Source organism: Streptomyces sp. NPDC004284, assembly GCF_042874035.1.
Taxonomy (GTDB): Bacteria; Actinomycetota; Actinomycetes; order Streptomycetales; family Streptomycetaceae; genus Streptomyces.
On the sequence record NZ_JBIAMJ010000008.1, the window covers coordinates 348,701 to 363,336 of the forward strand.

The 14,636-nt window shown below is 68.7% G+C and carries 14 protein-coding genes and 3 pseudogenes; 7 read left to right on the top strand and 10 right to left on the bottom strand.

Annotation, left to right across the window (positions count from 1 at the left end; all coding sequences use genetic code 11):
• Positions 1 to 796: 796 nt before the first annotated feature.
• The 4 genes from ACFYUS_RS23070 to ACFYUS_RS23085 all read right to left on the bottom strand — a co-directional run bounded on the left by ACFYUS_RS23070 (position 797) and on the right by ACFYUS_RS23085 (position 3,268).
• Positions 797 to 1,735 carry a MerR family transcriptional regulator gene (locus ACFYUS_RS23070; protein WP_388854994.1) on the bottom strand — a complete coding sequence of 313 codons (939 nt, stop codon included), beginning with the start codon at positions 1,733 to 1,735 and terminating at the stop codon, positions 797 to 799.
• A gap of 200 nt (positions 1,736 to 1,935) precedes the next feature.
• A complete protein-coding gene (locus ACFYUS_RS23075; protein WP_388854997.1) occupies positions 1,936 to 2,127 on the bottom strand; it encodes a hypothetical protein in 192 nt (63 codons plus the stop codon).
• Between the two features lie 431 nt (positions 2,128 to 2,558).
• Positions 2,559 to 2,780: a hypothetical protein gene (locus ACFYUS_RS23080; protein ID WP_388855000.1), complete on the bottom strand. Its 222-nt coding sequence runs from the start codon at positions 2,778 to 2,780 to the stop codon at positions 2,559 to 2,561.
• Positions 2,777 to 3,268, bottom strand: coding sequence for a hypothetical protein (locus ACFYUS_RS23085; RefSeq protein WP_388855003.1), 492 nt, complete (start codon positions 3,266 to 3,268; stop codon positions 2,777 to 2,779). Before ACFYUS_RS23085 ends, ACFYUS_RS23080 begins: the two co-directional genes overlap by 4 nt.
• 185 nt (positions 3,269 to 3,453) lie before the next feature.
• Between ACFYUS_RS23085 and ACFYUS_RS23090 the strand changes: the two are divergent.
• Positions 3,454 to 3,555, top strand: a pseudogene (locus ACFYUS_RS23090) (undecaprenyl diphosphate synthase family protein); the annotation flags it as partial.
• A 170-nt stretch (positions 3,556 to 3,725) separates the two neighbouring features.
• Here the strand turns inward: ACFYUS_RS23090 and ACFYUS_RS23095 are convergent.
• The 3 genes and pseudogenes from ACFYUS_RS23095 to ACFYUS_RS23105 form a co-directional block, all read right to left on the bottom strand.
• Positions 3,726 to 3,866: pseudogene (locus ACFYUS_RS23095) on the bottom strand (IS5/IS1182 family transposase); the annotation flags it as partial.
• A 315-nt stretch (positions 3,867 to 4,181) separates the two neighbouring features.
• Positions 4,182 to 4,634: a GNAT family N-acetyltransferase gene (locus ACFYUS_RS23100; RefSeq protein WP_388855006.1), complete on the bottom strand. Its 453-nt coding sequence runs from the start codon at positions 4,632 to 4,634 to the stop codon at positions 4,182 to 4,184.
• A gap of 709 nt (positions 4,635 to 5,343) precedes the next feature.
• A complete protein-coding gene (locus ACFYUS_RS23105) occupies positions 5,344 to 5,640 on the bottom strand; it encodes a hypothetical protein (RefSeq protein WP_388855009.1) in 297 nt (98 codons plus the stop codon).
• A gap of 23 nt (positions 5,641 to 5,663) precedes the next feature.
• On the opposite strand from ACFYUS_RS23105, the pseudogene ACFYUS_RS23110 reads away from it, so the two are divergent.
• The 3 genes and pseudogenes from ACFYUS_RS23110 to ACFYUS_RS23120 all read left to right on the top strand — a co-directional run.
• Positions 5,664 to 5,756 (top strand): annotated as a pseudogene (locus ACFYUS_RS23110) (DUF6461 domain-containing protein); the annotation flags it as partial.
• 92 nt (positions 5,757 to 5,848) lie between these two features.
• The gene (locus ACFYUS_RS23115) at positions 5,849 to 6,382 is read left to right on the top strand and encodes a hypothetical protein (RefSeq protein WP_388855012.1); all 534 of its coding nucleotides are present in this window, start codon (positions 5,849 to 5,851) and stop codon (positions 6,380 to 6,382) included.
• A gap of 239 nt (positions 6,383 to 6,621) precedes the next feature.
• Entirely contained in the window at positions 6,622 to 7,059 is a 438-nt protein-coding gene (locus tag ACFYUS_RS23120; protein WP_388855015.1) for a DUF5958 family protein, read from the top strand.
• Between the two features lie 279 nt (positions 7,060 to 7,338).
• Here ACFYUS_RS23120 and ACFYUS_RS23125 read toward each other — a convergent pair whose 3' ends face one another.
• The 3 genes from ACFYUS_RS23125 to ACFYUS_RS23135 all read right to left on the bottom strand — a co-directional run bounded on the left by ACFYUS_RS23125 (position 7,339) and on the right by ACFYUS_RS23135 (position 10,973).
• Positions 7,339 to 8,511, bottom strand: a complete 1,173-nt coding sequence (locus tag ACFYUS_RS23125; protein WP_388855018.1) for a serine hydrolase domain-containing protein — start codon at positions 8,509 to 8,511, stop codon at positions 7,339 to 7,341.
• Between the two features lie 997 nt (positions 8,512 to 9,508).
• Positions 9,509 to 9,907 carry an NTP pyrophosphohydrolase gene (locus ACFYUS_RS23130; RefSeq protein ID WP_388855021.1) on the bottom strand — a complete coding sequence of 133 codons (399 nt, stop codon included), beginning with the start codon at positions 9,905 to 9,907 and terminating at the stop codon, positions 9,509 to 9,511.
• 193 nt (positions 9,908 to 10,100) lie between these two features.
• Positions 10,101 to 10,973: an NAD(P)H-binding protein gene (locus ACFYUS_RS23135; RefSeq protein WP_388855024.1), complete on the bottom strand. Its 873-nt coding sequence runs from the start codon at positions 10,971 to 10,973 to the stop codon at positions 10,101 to 10,103.
• Positions 10,974 to 11,098: 125 nt separating this feature from the next.
• On the opposite strand from ACFYUS_RS23135, the gene ACFYUS_RS23140 reads away from it, so the two are divergent.
• The 3 genes from ACFYUS_RS23140 (at position 11,099) to ACFYUS_RS23150 (ending at position 14,525) form a co-directional block, all read left to right on the top strand.
• Complete coding sequence (locus tag ACFYUS_RS23140; protein WP_388855027.1) at positions 11,099 to 11,554, top strand: MarR family winged helix-turn-helix transcriptional regulator; 456 nt, start codon at positions 11,099 to 11,101, stop codon at positions 11,552 to 11,554.
• 146 nt (positions 11,555 to 11,700) lie between these two features.
• Positions 11,701 to 13,308 (top strand): multicopper oxidase family protein, encoded by a 1,608-nt coding sequence (locus tag ACFYUS_RS23145; protein WP_388855030.1) that lies wholly within the window; start codon positions 11,701 to 11,703, stop codon positions 13,306 to 13,308.
• A gap of 437 nt (positions 13,309 to 13,745) precedes the next feature.
• Positions 13,746 to 14,525, top strand: coding sequence for a hypothetical protein (locus tag ACFYUS_RS23150; RefSeq protein WP_388855033.1), 780 nt, complete (start codon positions 13,746 to 13,748; stop codon positions 14,523 to 14,525).
• Positions 14,526 to 14,636 lie beyond the last annotated feature (111 nt).

Sequence of the window (14,636 nt, forward strand, 5' to 3'; positions counted from 1 at the left end):
CGCGCTCCACTGGGCCACGCCCAGGTAGTGCGTGGCCCTCGCCGACGACGGCTCCGCCCCGTCCGGGCGCGAGCCGTACCGGGCCTACGTAGACCACGTCGTACGCCGACCGCGTCGCCACGGTCACGAGTCCTTGGCGTTCAAGCCGGCAGCATGATGACCGGCGAGATCCCGATCTCAGGCCTCCCTGTGTCGTACACGCAGATGACCTTCGAGGGGGGGAAGGAGAGCGGCACCGCGGGCAGGACTCTGTCGAATGCGTACCGGGTTCTCTGCGCGACCCGGCACGAGACGGAGTCGTCCACCTGATGCAGGAGTTCCAGACGCTTCGACCCGCCGAGCCCGAGGGTGTCGAAGGCCCAGCGGTGAGGGCCTCCAGGGCGCGGGGCCACACCATGTCCACGCGCGTGCGCAGTGGTCCCATAGCCCACCTCGGCCGAGGGTTTGCCGGATGCGACGTTCTTGAGGACTGCATTGCCGACCAACTGCCCATGGGGCTAGTCGGGTTGCGCTTTGAGGGTCGCGAAGCCGAACTGGTCGGCCGCCGCCCGTCCTCGCTGCTGGGCCCGCACCCACCGTATCGCGTCGGCATCGTTCTCCACGGCAGAGCTTGTCCAGTGGCGCAGTGCGGGATCCCGGCATGCCGCGACCAGCGCGGGAACGTCCCGCATGTGCCAGGAGTGAAGCATGAGGACGGGAGCGGACGGCGTCGCATCCGCACGCGGTATGACGGTGCCGTTCACCGGCCGGTCGTACGCGGCGGTGTCCGGCCCCGGCATCGACGGTCCTCGGCCCACTACCGGTGCGCCCGAACGCGTACGGCCTCTGCGGACCAGTCGAGCACGGGAGCCAGGCTCTCCGGAGCAGGCCAGCTGTTGATCACGGCGAGGAGCTGGAAGAAGCGGTCCCTGCGCGGGTCGTTCACGCTCTCCAACCGAAGCAGCAGCCGACGGCGAAGCTCGGTGTCGTCAGGGCGGCCACAGGTGCGCGCGTAGTGAACCGCAAGCTCCGTGACGATCGGATCGACGTGGTGCGAAGCCGGGTCGATGCCCGCCGCCAGGGCCGGGGCGACCAGGTCGCGGACAGTGGCGGCGAAGTCGCGGTGCGGGCCCGTGGTGTCGCCTTGTGCCTGTTCGGCTGCGAGATGCTCGGCCATTCGTCGTACGCCGGCGCGGAAGTCAGGGTCCAGGGCCATCTCGGCCCACTCCACCCACGCCCGGGTCTGTCCTGCCTCGGGGTTGTCGGGCAGTTCGGGGGTCATCGAGCGCCTGACCCCCACGAATGCGGAGTCGGCGTCGAGGCCGTCGAAGACCGCGTCGAGGAAATCCCCGATGAGATCGCGGCGTTCGTCCTCGGAAAGCTGGGCGAGCTGGTGCATGAGATCGGTCTCCTCGGGAGTGAGCCGGCGCTCGGCCACCGCTGTCAGCACCGTGTGCCGCAGGCGCAGGATGCGGATCTGCACCGCCAGTGCTTCGGCATGCGCAGTGGCGACCTCGGGGAACGAGAGCTCCCGGTCGACGACCTTGCGGATCGTGGGGAGGTCAAGCCCCAGTTCGCGCAGGGTCCGTACGAGGTCCAGGCGCGCGACGGCATCGACGTCGTACCGGCGATAGCCGGCCGGGCTACGGTCCGTCGGCGTCACGATTCCGCGATCGGAGTAGAACCGAATGGTCTTGACCGTGAGGCCGGTCCGTCGAGCCAGCTCGCCGATCGAGTAAAGCGTGTCGCCGTTCATGCCGATACCTTGGAGTCTCCCCCTACGGGAGACGCAAGCCCCTTCGTCCGTCGATGGCCGACCACCTCTCGTCCACGGGTCTCGACCATTCTCGCTGTCATCTCCTCCACCGGAGCATCGGTCCGATGAGCCGGCCTCGATGGCGGTGTCTCCCTCCTCCAGCGCTCCGGCAACCGACCGCTGACGCCTTCCACTGTCACTCACTCCCTGGTTCCGGCCGCAGCCACACCGAAGGCGAGCGCACCCGTCAGGAGTGCGAAGGCGAGTGCGACGGCCACCCACTGCCCGAGGGGGGCGACCTGGTCGCCGAGCCCGAGCAGTCGCCAGGCAGCGTCCCACAGCGCCAGCGCGCCTGCAGCGGTCGCGATCCGGGCGGCCCGTCGCGCCCCCATGCGGGAGGAGACGCGGCGAACCGCAGGACGCTGTTGCAGATCATCACCAAGGCGAAGGTGCCGCCCGCGAAGACCGCGGTCTCCACGGTGAAGAGCAGCACGCCGGGCCAGCCCTCGCCGGAGGCCAGGCCCGTGGCGACCAGCAGGCCGGCGGCGAGGGCAGCCGTGGCGGCGAGCGGGGTGAAAACGGAGACGTACGAAGCCGAGCACGTCGCGGCGGCCGATCAGCGCGGTGAGCGCGCGCCCCGTGCGGGAGCGGGAGCGGGAACGGGGGCCGGCGAGCAGGTGCGCGAGATCGTCCAGCCAGTCCCCGCCCGCGTCCTCGCCCCTGTCCTCGGCCCCGCGCACCGGTTGCGGCAGTCGCCGGATCGCCCGGCGGTGCAGGAGCAGGCTCCCGGCCGTCGTCCCGGTGAGCGGCAGCAGGGACGCGATCAGCCAGGGGCGCCCTCGTCCCAGGACGTGCGGTCCGCTCGTACGACCACCACCGCCCAGTCGGTGGCGAGCGTGGCGGCGATGAGCAGCGTGCAGATCGGCGCGGCCCGAAGCACCTGCTCGATCCAGTAGCGCGACAGTGGCCGGTCGCGGTGGCACAGCAGCGCCCTTGCCGCGCCGAGCGCGCTGAGAAGTGGGACGAAGAACATGGTGAAGGTCACCACCGCGTCGTACGGATCGTCCTGCCAGGGATGTCCGCCCGCACCACGCGAACCTGCGTCGTCAGGTAGGCGAACACGGTGAAGGCGCCGGCGTCGACGCGGACGCCTCGCCGCCCACCCTGCGCACCGCCGTCCTCGCCGCCTGGTGGAGCCCCCTCGGCCTCGGAGCGATCCGGATCCCCCGCATCTTCACCGGCGTCGACGCGGACGCCGTCGTACCACCCGGCACCGGCCGCCTCCGGGCCGGCGTCTGGACCCTCGCCGCGGCAAGCGCCACCGGCGGTGCGACCATCCTCGGTCTCTCGGCCGCCGCCGGATTCCACCCGCTCGGCGCCGGCACCGGCGTGGGCCTGCTCCTGCTGACGACGGTGTGCGCGGGCACCCTGCGAGATCTGCGCGACCTGCCATCGGCGTCGTAAGGCCGCACGATATTCGCCCGATCTGCCATCGCCGTCGTGAAGCCGCGTGACATCCGCCCAGCCTGCCATCAACGCCGTAAGCCGCTCGACCCCCGCCCGACCACCGCTCGACCAAGGCCCTCCAGGACCTGCGGGCCGCTCCCGACCGACCCGCTTCGACGATGCTCATGCCCGACCTGCTCCGCTCCCTCTGCACACGCCGCCTGCGCCGCGAGGTCATGGCGGGCCCGCTGCCCCGGCATGTCGGGCTGATCATGGACGCCAACCGCCGCTGGGCCCGGCAGAGGGGCATGATCAACCCGAGCCTCGGCCACAAAGCGGGCGCCGAACACGTCGAGGAGGTGCTCTCCTGGTGCGAGGTCCTGGGGGACCACCCACGTGACGGTGTTCCTGCGCTCGACCGAGAACCTCCAGCGTCGCGGCGACACCGAAGTCGCCTACCTGATGCGGCTGATCAAGCAGGTCGTAGCCGATCGCCTCACCCGCCCGGACGCCCGTCTTGCCCCGATCCACAGGATTCAGGCCCGCCGGACGCCGCCACGAAAACGATCACAGCCAGGACTTCCCGGCCCCGTGGCACCCCGTCCCCACCCTGCGGGCGCGTGGGTGCCGACGGCACCAGCCGTTGGAACAACTCCCACAGTCCATCAAGAACCAGCCGCTCCATGATCGTCACGGCCACGGACCGCTGATCCAAATGAGGCGACCTCTTGGCAAGCAGACGGTGCCGGTCGTCGAAGACGGAGATGGAAACGGAAACGGGAGTGGGGAACGCACCTGCCGCTTGGAGGTTCGCGGGTTGGCGAATGACGAGGCAGCTGGTCCAGGTTGATCACGATGCTGTTGTGCTGGTCTGTCTCCGACCCAAGTCGGCGCGACCGTCTCTGGCGACGTGGCTTCGCCGATCTCCAGGAACAGTATTTGCCGAGCGCTCTCGGAGGAAGGTGAGCATGTTCTCGCCATAGCCGGGAGGGGCGTATCTCTACGGCGCCGTATCACGCAGGTCGGGGCGGTTCCTGGGCAGTCCGAAGCCCGCCATCTGCTTCTCCTCGTAGGACAGGAAGCCAAGGCTCCGGTAGAAGGCGTGGTTGCGCTTGCCTTCCGGGGACGACTCGTGGTCCGTGGAGAGGAGGAAGAAGCGGCAGTGCGAGTAGCGTCGCATGAGGTGTTCGACCAGGGCCTGACCGATGCCCTGCCGGTGATGCGCAGGGTCGACCACGACGTCCTGGACGTAGCAGATGTGCTCGTCGTCGGAGACGGTCCGGGCCAGTCCGAGGAGTGTTCCTGAACCGTCTCGTGCGGTGATGACGAGGTGAGAGTTCCGCAGGCCGCGGCAGAGCTTGTCGACGTCGGCGGTGTAACCCTCCCAACCGACCGAGTCGTAGAGGCTCAGTACTTCATCAGGATCGAAGACGTCCTCTTCCGTGATGAACACGCCAAACCCCCTACGGCCTTGCTGCTTCGCGATGCTGATTTCTCACCACATCTGACTTCATGCTCCTCAGTCACGTCAAGATCGACAGTAGGCGGCCTCAGCCCGACCAGGAAGGTGGACACATTCAACCGAACCCATGCCGTGACGCTGGGGTACACGGACACGGGAACGGTTCAGACCCGTAAGGTGCGCGACGCTGTCGTGAGCATGCGCTGGAGGTTTCCCCCTCCCGCCACTGCGGTGTATCAGCGCGGTGTCGGAGATCGACGAGCGCGCCAAGGCCGTACTCGAACGAGTGCCTGACGGCGTCGTAGTGGTGGACGAAGACGTCGTACGAGTACTCGAGTAGCTCAGCTTTGAGCTGAGAAGAGGGAGCCCGTGTCCGCGGAGTCCATAGAGGTTCTGGTGGTCGCCGACGTAATCGGAGGTCACAAGGGGCCATGGCGTGATCTTGGAAGCCTGACGCTGCTTGGCTGGACGCTCGACACTCAGCGTCAGACCCCGGCTTCGCCCTGGCCGCCGTCGTTGACCCAGGTTTCGGCCAGGTCAGGCAAGCCCGGCTCCTCGGCTCCCAGGAGCAGGGTGCGGGCCTTGAGTCGGTGAGGCCCGGGGATCACGGGTGCACCTCATCGCGGTCGGCGGCGGTGAGCGTGGCGCGCTGGGTGACCAGGGGGCCGCGCAGGTCGGCCTCCTCGGGGGAGAGCGGGCCCTAGGGACGAAGGACGCGTGCGGGCTTGGGCCGCTGCGGCAGGTCGGCGGCTGTGATTGTGTCCTCCTCGGCTTCGGCGAGTGCCTGGTGAACGGAGACGACCGAGGGGCATTTGCCGGCGTTCTCGCCGGTCTTGATCTCCAGCTTCCGGGCGATCCCAGGGACAGGGACGCCCTTGTCCTTGAGCGCGATGGCGGAGGTGAGCGTGTCGTCGTCGATGACCTCCGGACGGTCGCCGTGGTTGCCTTTGACGTCGGCGCTCTGCTGGCCTTCCAGGGTCTCCTCCAGGAAGCTCATGTAGCAGACCGCGACCTGCCGGGCTCGATCTGGCCGAGTACCTGACGGGCGTCGCCATCACTCCCGAGCTGCTCCAGGACACGACGTTCACCTGCGCCACCGTGAAGATCCGCTGACCATTCCCCCTGAACCGAGCACGAGTCCGGCGAGACTCCATTGTCAGAGGTCGCCCCTATCGTGCGAGCAACGGTGCTGGAGAGGAGTGACGATGGGTTTCTCGGGGGAGTTGGTCTTCGGCCGCAGTGAGCGTCCGCTCATTGAGGCCCCGGTCTTCGGCGGTGCGCGAGAGGACGACGAGGGCGGCATATCCGCTTGGTGGCCACGGCCCGGTGGGTGGCAGACGTGGGAGTTCCACGGGGCCTTTCCCGGCAGGGCCGAGGACGTCCTGCGAGCGGTCGTCGAGTGGACTGGGGCTCCGGCCTGCGTGGCGTTGGTGCACGACAGCGACGTCGCGTTGGTGCGGGGTCTGGACCCCGGCGGGGAGCAGTGGGACGCATGGCTGAACCTCCATATCGCGGCAGAGATCTTGGACCGTCCGCTGGCCGAGTTGGACGCCTGCGTACCCGTCGACGCCCGCCGCGCCCTGGCCTGGGTTCGGTCTGCGGGAGTCGGTAACGACGTGGCCGAGAGCACGATCGAGGAGGTCCTGCGGTCCCACGAGACGTTCGCCGAAGAGCTCTTCGTCGTCATGCTGGATAGCTTGGGTTTCCCTGCGGCAGTCGACCCTGAGCCGCAGGACTGAGCAGGGCCTTCCTGTTCTTACGAGGGGTCGCTCGAAAACGGGCTGGAGTTGGAGTGGATCCGCGCGGCGATGTCGGCACTCGCCTTTGTCCTGACCCGCGAAGGAGCGACGATCGACCAGGTGCACCCGCTCCACACCACTCGCTGGGCCGATGACGCCGAGGGAGCGGCCGATCTGGCAGTCCTGCTCGGCATCTTGATCACCGCGGCGGAACGCCGCCTGCCTCACGGGAGACAGCCATGACCGAACGCGACATCATGCTCAACGAGCTCGCTCAGGGGTTGCGCCCGATGTCCCAGGGCATCGAGTGGTTCGGTGCCCTCTCCTCGGAGGAGCAGTCCCAGACGTTGCGATTCCTGGCCCACCACTGCATCCAGGCCCGCGCCGTCACCGGCGATGCGCCGGAGGGCATCAGCCGTGCCGGACTGCGCCCGACGCACACACCAGCGGTACTGATCACACGCGGCCGGATCGACCAGCAACTGGGCAAGATCGCCGGCCTCGCCCCCCTCGACGAGCGCCGCAAAGCGTTTCGGCTGCTGATCTCGGTCCTCGCGATCGCCGATGCGCGGCGCCGCGAGCGCGATTGCTCGAGCGGATGTGCCCACTGGTGGCACAGGTTGTCCGACGAAGACCGACCGTCGGCGCACGCTTTCCGGAACAGCTCGCCCGCCTGACCCGCCACGCCGTTCTCGGTGACCGTGTTCACTCCGCGGATGCCCCTGACCCGCATGGACATGGCCGACGAAGACACGATGCTGGATCTCGCCGATCCGAACGTCACGTCTTTCCGGTGCCTGGTGTCGTTGTGGCTCTCGGAGGGTCAGGCACCGCGATCATCTCGGAAGCCGACGACGATGCCGCCGTCAGCGGAGTACGGAAGAAGAGGGGCCGCAACTTCCGAAAGGGATGCCTGTGGAGCATGCCTGGCCGAGGGGGAAGCGTGCGCCGACGGCTTATGCCACCGACCTCCGTACCGCTTCGGCCAGCGCAGTCGCACGGGCGTCGCCCGGTGCGCTGACGATGTGGTTCATCACGTAGGCGAAGGCGATGCCGTGTTCGGGGTCGGCGAAGGCCAGGGAGCCGCCGCGGCCGGTGTGGCCGAAGGCGTTCGGGCCGGTCATGCGGTTGTCGGGCGTGGGCAGCATGTAGCCGGTGCCGAAGCGGCTCGGGAACAGCATCACCAGGTCCTTCCCGGAGGCCTGCTCCTCGGTCGCTGACGTCAGGGTCTCCGGGGTGAGCAGGCGTACGCCGTCCACTTCGCCGATCAGCGCGGCGTACATGCGGGCGAGGGCGCGGGCCGTGCCGATTCCGTTGGAGGAGGGGAGCTCCGCGGCCTGTACCTCCGCCGAGTCGAAGTCGATCGCGGCGGGGTCGGTGACCGCGAAGGCCCGGTTGCTGAGGGAGTTCGGGTCGCTCCAGGCGGCGGCCTGTTCGCGGAGTTCCTCGGGGATGGATTCGGCGGGGATGTCGGTGAGGTCCACAGGCGGCTGCTGGTACACCATGCGGCTGACCCGGCCGCGCTCCTTCTCGGGCAGTCCGATGAAGAAGTCCAGGCCGAGCGGCCCGGCGATCTCATCGGCGAAGAACCGGCCGGGCATCCGCCCGGAGACTCGGCGGATCACCTCGCCGACCAGCCAGCCCCAGGTCCGGCCGTGGTACCCGTGTGCCGTGCCAGGAGTCCAGTGAGGGCGCTGGGCCGCCAGCGCGGCCGCCATCGGATCCCAGGCCAACACGTCTGAGAGGGGCAGCGGTCGGTCCAGGGCCACCAGGCCGGCCTGGTGGGACAACAGCCAGCGCACGGGGATCTCCGCCTTGCCGTTCGCCGCGAACTCCGGCCAGTACTTCGCCACCGGTGCGTCGAGGTCCAGCAGGCCGCGCTCGACCAGCATGTGCGCCGCGGTCGCGATGGTCCCCTTGGTCGCCGAGTAGACCAACTGCAGAGTGTCCCGCGTCCAGGCTCGGCCGGTCTCCTGATCGGCGACACCGCCCCACAGGTCGACCACCGGCCGACCGTGCTGGTAGACGCACACGGCCGCGCCGATGTCCCCGTACTGGGCGAAGTTCGCCGCGAACGCCTCGCGCACAGCTTCGAATCCGGGTGCTATCTCACCGTCGATCATCGTCATGCTGATCATCCTGTCAGCGTGGCCGCCCTGTCTGGAGGGTAATGAGCATTCTCGGCGGCAGACGGTGTTCGACCGCGTTGTCAGGGGGCGTGTACGGGGCTTTGACCGAGGAGATCGGCGTCGCCAGTTGTCAGGGGCAGCAGGCTGAACACGTCCGGGTAGCGGTCCTCTGTACCAGCCGTGGAGAAGTCCACCTCGCCGAGGCGGCGCGACTCGTCGATGAGCCGCGGTTCGCCGACGGGCGTGATCCGGGGGAGAGGGCAGCCCGGCGGCCCGGTCCTCGGTGGTCAGGGGCATGCCGAGCCAGGCGTCGAGCTGCCCGAAGACGCCTTATGCGGTACGGGCCACCGTCAGGCCGTAAGAGCTCAGGACCACCGACTTCGGTCGGACAGCCGGTGATGCCACTCGTCGAAGGAGTGGTCCGGCAAGTCCACCCCTGGCATGCCGTCAGCCCACTACCCTTCCGGCGACATCTCTGGCCAGTCCAGCCATCGCACCGCTGCTGAGTGCTGGCCCACGACGAAGCACCGTCGATACGGTTCATGCGTGTGCACCTACGCTTTTGTCCATGACAAGCTGCACTACGCGTGCGTATCGTGCCGGGTCAGCTTCAAACGGCACCCCCACAACGTTGGGCATACATGCCCGCGCTGCTCCGGACCGCTGCTGTGTGCCGGACACGACTTCGCGGCACCCCGCCGCAGCAACCGAAAGGCGTGGTCGGTGGTCGCGGCGGTCCTGGGCGCCGGGTTGCGTTACGAAGGCTTCGAAGCCTGTGGCTGCGGGCGGGAGCCGAAGTTCCGCCCACGTACCCGTGCCCAGTTGCGGGCCCGCCGCATTGTCGCCGCTCGGACCGGCACCCCGCTCGCGGAGCTGCTCGGCCGGGCTGACCCGCTGGAGGCCACTGATCCCCACAAGGGCAGGTAGAGGGAGGCGTTGGCTGAAACAGCGCAGCTGCGCGGGATATGCGGGATACGTGGGATGCCGATTCCGGATCCTACGTGGGTGGTTGGAGAACGCTGCGGGGGCCTGCACAGCGGGCGCCTTCCTGCGTCACTCGTCGGCGTAGCTCGCGATCGGCCGTGACCACCAGGCACGGCCGGCCGTTCGCGTTCCGGGCCAGCTCGACGATCAGGTCGTCACCGCTGCCGGGAGCCTCCTCGACTCGCACGCCGGGAACTGAGGCGACGCCTCGGGCACCGCCCTCGACGACCAGGACGATCTCGTACGGTCGCGGGTACGGGCCGTCGGCCGGTCCTCCGGTCGCGGCAAGCCGGTCACGCAGCCGCTCGGCGGCTCCGCGCCGGTCGCGCCACCAGCCGTCCGGCACCGATCCCACGACGTTGGCTCCGTCCACCACCAGCAGGGGGAGGAGAAGCAGGTCATCGGCATTCACGGCTCCATGATGTCAAGGAATCGACCTCCATGTACTCGGCGGAGGGAGGGCCTGGTGGAACAGGCGGGCCGTGGACTCGACTGGAGTTCCGGTCCTCCCTCACCTGCAACCCTTCGTGGATCTCCTGGAGCATCGCGGCATCGGCGAGGGATCGTGCGGGAGGGTGTGGACGGTGGCGTTGTCGTCTGCCGGGTCAGGCGTTGGCGGCCGGTCGGAACGCGTCGGCGTTGCGCGCGCACCAGTGGGCGAACGTCTGGGGCTTGCGGCCGAGGAGGTTCTCCACGGTGTCGGTGCGGAACCCGACGATGTCGGCGCGCATGAGCGTGAACCCTTCGATGATGGCGTCGGCGAGCGCCTGGGGCACTCCGTCGGGGAAGCGGGAGCGGATGGCCTGTGCCGGTGTGAGGGCTTCGCGGACCTCGATGGTGCGGCCGATGGTGGCAGCGATGATCTGGGCCTGTTCGGTGACGGTGAGGGCCTCGTCGCCGGTGAGGACGTACTCCTTGTTCTGATGGGTGCTCTGGGTGCTCTGGGTGCTTTGGGTGAGGACGAGGGCGGCGACGGCGGCGATGTCGACGGGATCGATCGGTGCGTAGCGGCCGGGACCGACCGGGTCGAGGACGTACCCTTCCTCCCGGATCGTGGGCGCCCATTCGAGGGCGTTGGTCATGAAGCCGCCGGGCCGCAGGATCGTGGCGGGTATGCCGCAGGCGCGGACGATCTCTTCGCGCTCGTGGTGCCAGCGGCCCATCGCGGGCATCGGGTCGCCCAGGACGTTGGCGGAGGACAGGTGCACGATGTGGCTCACTCCGGCGGCCTTTGCGGCGGCGACGGCGTGGTCGGTGCCGATGCCCGGCGTGAGCAGGAACAGCTTGTCGACGCCGGCGAATGCGGGTGCCAGCGTGGCCGGCTCATCCAGGTCGCCGACGACGCGATCGGCGCGCGCGGGCAGTGCGGTGGCGCGGGCGGGGTCGCGGATGAGAGTACGGACCTCGACGCCCTTCGTGTCGAGTTCGCGGACGAGCTCGTGGCCGATGTTTCCGGTGGCCCCGGTGATCAGTATCATCAGTCCCCCTAGAGTTGTTAGCCGTCTAGCGATTTTCGCGAGAACGCTAGCCGGGAACTGATTAGCCGTCAATCGACTTGCGAGGCTGCCTGGTCAGCCGATGCTCCACACCACCGGAGGCGACGATGCCCGAGTTCCTGGACCTGCACAGCAGGACGACGAAGGCGCTCCGCACCCTCGCCGAAGGAGCGATGCGCCGCCATGGACTGCACCTCGGGCAGAACCTCCTGCTCGCGGCATTGTGGGAACAGGACGGCCGTACGCCCGGCGAGGTCGCCGCGGCGCTGAACGTCACGACGCCCACCGTCGTCAAAATGGCCACCAGGATGACCACCGCCGGCCTGATCACCCGGCGCCGCGACGACCGGGACAACCGCCTGGTCCGACTCTGGCTCACGGACGCGGGGCGCGCGCTGCAGGAACCGATCGAGGCCGAACGGCGCTCCATGGAGGAAAACGTCATGGCGGACCTCACCCAAGCCGAACGCAGGCACCTCCTGAGCGCCCTGGCGAAGATCCACCGGTCGGCAAGCGACCTGCTGAACGCCCCGACCGACCACGTCGACTCGGCTGCCACCTAACATTTTCGGAGTCGGCCGGCCGACGCCGGACCGTGCGTGCGCTCGTGGCCGGTCGGCTGGTGGTGGTCGTCTGTTCGTGGTGGTGCGCGGGATGAACGGTGTGCCGTCCAGGTCACCTTGACCGAACTGATCTAGTTTGCACGTTCATGGGAGAGAACGGTGGCGTCAGTCGTCGATCGGTGTTGAAGGCCTTCCCCGCCGTGGGTTACGCGGCGGTCTCCGGCGGTTTCCCGTCCGGGCGGCGCGCGGTCGCGGCGCCGGGGCCCTTTCCGCAGCCCGTGGTGTCGACCTCGCGGCCGGTGTCCGGTGCGGGGGCGCCGGTGGTGGAACAGACGCTCGACGTGCGGTTCACGGACGTCTTCGTGCCGGGCTACGGCCGGATCACCACGCGTACGTACAACGGGACGATCCCGGGCCCGACCCTGCGCCTGCGCGGCGGGCAGACCTTGAGGCTGACGCACATCAACGGCCTTCCGCCCAACCCGCCCCACACCGGCGGCCACAACACACCGCACTCGCCCAACAGCTTCAACCTCCACACCCACGGGATGCACGTCTCCCCGTCCGGGCACGCCGACAACGTCCTGCGCGAGTTCGCCCCGCGCACCCCGGAAGAGGCCGCCGCCGGAGCTACGGAGCCGCGATACGCAACCGTCATCCACGTGCCGGACGACCATCCCGCCGGTACCTACTGGTACCACCCGCACCTGCACGGAGCCATCGCCGAGCAGATCGTCGGCGGCATGGCCGGTGTGATCATCGTCGAAGGCGACGTCGACGAGATCCCCGAGATCAGGGCGGCCGCCGACATCGTCGTCTGCATCAACGAACTCAAGGTCAAGGACGGAAAGGTCCCCGCTTTCACCTCAGGGGGCTGGGTGACCGGCATCCCCTCCACCTTCACGGTCAACGGCACGGTCAACCCCACCCTGCGGATGCGCCCCGGAGAGGTCCAGCGGTGGCGGCTGGTCGCCGCGACCGCGTTCACCGCCCTGCGACTCCAGGTCATCGGAGACGGCGCGCGCCTGCCGATGCACCAGATCGCGCAGGACGGTGTCACCTTCAGCAGCCCCGTCGCCATGAACCAGGTGGACCTGGCCATGGGCAACCGCGCCGACGTACTGATCAGGGGCCACGCACCCGGCGCGTACGAACTGCGGGCCGACGGCGTACCCGGCCCCCTGATGACGATCGAGGTCGCGGGAGAGCCCGTCGAGCCGCCGATGCGACTGCCCACGTCGCTGCCGCCGGGCAAGCCGTTCCTCGATGAGAGGGACATCGCCAACCCCGGCGCAGACCGGGAAGTGGTCTTCCACGCCGATGCCGGGGTCTTCCCCGGCCCGTTCCCCAACGCCTTCCGCATCCTGGGCACCAACCCGACCCCCGCGGCCGCCCCCGACGGTGACCTCACCCGCGACCCGGCCTACGGCCTGTTCGACCCCGATCACATCAACCACACCCTGCGCCTGGGGACCGTCGAACGATGGACCGTCCGCACCGACGAAACCCTGCCCGCGCACAACCACCCCTTCCACCTCCACACCAACCAGGTCCTCCTCACCCACCGGAACGGCGAACGCCTCGACCCGCCCATCTGGCACGACACCATCGGCCTGACCGGCGGCAGCCCCGGAGACTCCGTCACCTTCCTCGTGAAGTACGAGGACTTCACCGGCCGCACCATCACCCACTGCCACCAACTGCACCACGAAGACCTCGGCATGATGCAGGCCGTCGACTACGTCGAACCATGAGAGCTCCACCGGATCCCCGGCCGCTGAGGCCGTACGGCGGTACGGCGGTACGGCGGTACGGCGGCGAGCATGCGACTTCGGCCCGGCCCCAGCACCCCGGCCACGTCCCGAAGCAGCCCTCGCCCCCCGCCTGCGGGGGTGGCTCAAGAGGGAGTGACAGACCTGGCGATCAGAACGACCGCTCCCCGCCTGTACGGGGATGCTCCCGCGAAGCTCGACCGGGTGGTCCGCAAGCTGGTTAGGACCGCGAGGCGGTGGCGCTTCGACTGACCTCGGCGAACAGGATCGGGGCCCACCGATGTGGGTCATCAGCGAGCCCGCCTGCCGGCAGTCCGTGTCCTCGGACAGCGGACGTGGACCGACTGCCGTCGAAGTTGGATCTCGGGCCCTTGTCAGTGGGATGCGCTTTCCTGTCCTCCATGGAGTTCACACATCCGATGCTCGACGGCCTGCTGGCCCGGCCCACCGAATCGAGCGGGCTTCTGTACCTCTCGCAGGACATCGACGCCCATGTGCTGGTCGAGGAGCTGGCTTCCCGCCACGGGGCACCACGGACTCTGGTCCTCGATGGCATCACGGACCCGGGCGTGCGCGAGGTGCATGGCGCAGGTCTCCTGGACCTTCTCGAAGGCCGGGGCGAGACGGTAATGGCCTGGGCCCATGCAGGGCAGTGGATCGGTGCAGGGACCGCACGGGATGCGCAAGGCGACATCGTGCCGGTGCTGGCGGTCATCCCGCGGCAGGTACAAGTGCTGCCCGCAGGGACCGCCGGCCAGGACGAAGACTGGGTCGAGCGGCTCATCGGCATCACCGGCTGGATCCTGCCGCCCCAGCGACCGGACATCGACTGGGTGCAGATCGAGGCGCGCATGGGCACGCGTCTTCCCGGCGACTACAAGCGCATGGTGGAGACGTTCGGGGAGGGAGCCTTCGACGCGTACCTCCGGCTGAACCAGGAACCGTGGACCGACTGGAAGGAGGACGGCCTGCTCGTCTGGGCAGGTACCGAGCACGAGAATTTGTACTGCTGGCGGATCGACGGCGGAGACCCTGACCACTGGCCCGTCACCATGCAGACATTCGACGGCGAGAACGTCCCCTTCGACTGTTCAACCGCAGAGTTCGTCTGCCGCATCCTCCTTGAGAAGGATCATCCCTTCACGATGGCCCACTACTTCGACACCCACTGGTTCATGACCTATCGCACGAACAGATGAAGCCTCCCGGTCACCGCCACGGCCACGGCCCCGCAGGAAACCGATCCAAGTTCGGCGGCAGCCGGTCCAGGTCCGATGCCAGCGGACAGTCTGCGGGAAGAATGAGAACGC

Excerpts from the sequence above, each read along its gene's own strand:
- ACFYUS_RS23140 (WP_388855027.1), top strand. The coding sequence starts at position 11,099 with ATGCCCGAGTTCCTGGACCTGCACAGCAGGACGACGAAGGCGCTCCGC.
- ACFYUS_RS23115 (WP_388855012.1), top strand. The coding sequence starts at position 5,849 with ATGGGTTTCTCGGGGGAGTTGGTCTTCGGCCGCAGTGAGCGTCCGCTC.
- ACFYUS_RS23085 (WP_388855003.1), bottom strand. The coding sequence starts at position 3,268 with ATGGCAGGCTGGGCGGATGTCACGCGGCTTCACGACGGCGATGGCAGA.
- ACFYUS_RS23120 (WP_388855015.1), top strand. The coding sequence starts at position 6,622 with ATGACCGAACGCGACATCATGCTCAACGAGCTCGCTCAGGGGTTGCGC.
- ACFYUS_RS23070 (WP_388854994.1), bottom strand. The coding sequence starts at position 1,735 with ATGAACGGCGACACGCTTTACTCGATCGGCGAGCTGGCTCGACGGACC.
- ACFYUS_RS23145 (WP_388855030.1), top strand. The coding sequence starts at position 11,701 with ATGGGAGAGAACGGTGGCGTCAGTCGTCGATCGGTGTTGAAGGCCTTC.
- ACFYUS_RS23125 (WP_388855018.1), bottom strand. The coding sequence starts at position 8,511 with ATGACGATGATCGACGGTGAGATAGCACCCGGATTCGAAGCTGTGCGC.
- ACFYUS_RS23075 (WP_388854997.1), bottom strand. The coding sequence starts at position 2,127 with ATGGGGGCGCGACGGGCCGCCCGGATCGCGACCGCTGCAGGCGCGCTG.
- ACFYUS_RS23150 (WP_388855033.1), top strand. The coding sequence starts at position 13,746 with ATGCTCGACGGCCTGCTGGCCCGGCCCACCGAATCGAGCGGGCTTCTG.
- ACFYUS_RS23135 (WP_388855024.1), bottom strand. The coding sequence starts at position 10,973 with ATGATACTGATCACCGGGGCCACCGGAAACATCGGCCACGAGCTCGTC.
- ACFYUS_RS23105 (WP_388855009.1), bottom strand. The coding sequence starts at position 5,640 with ATGAGCTTCCTGGAGGAGACCCTGGAAGGCCAGCAGAGCGCCGACGTC.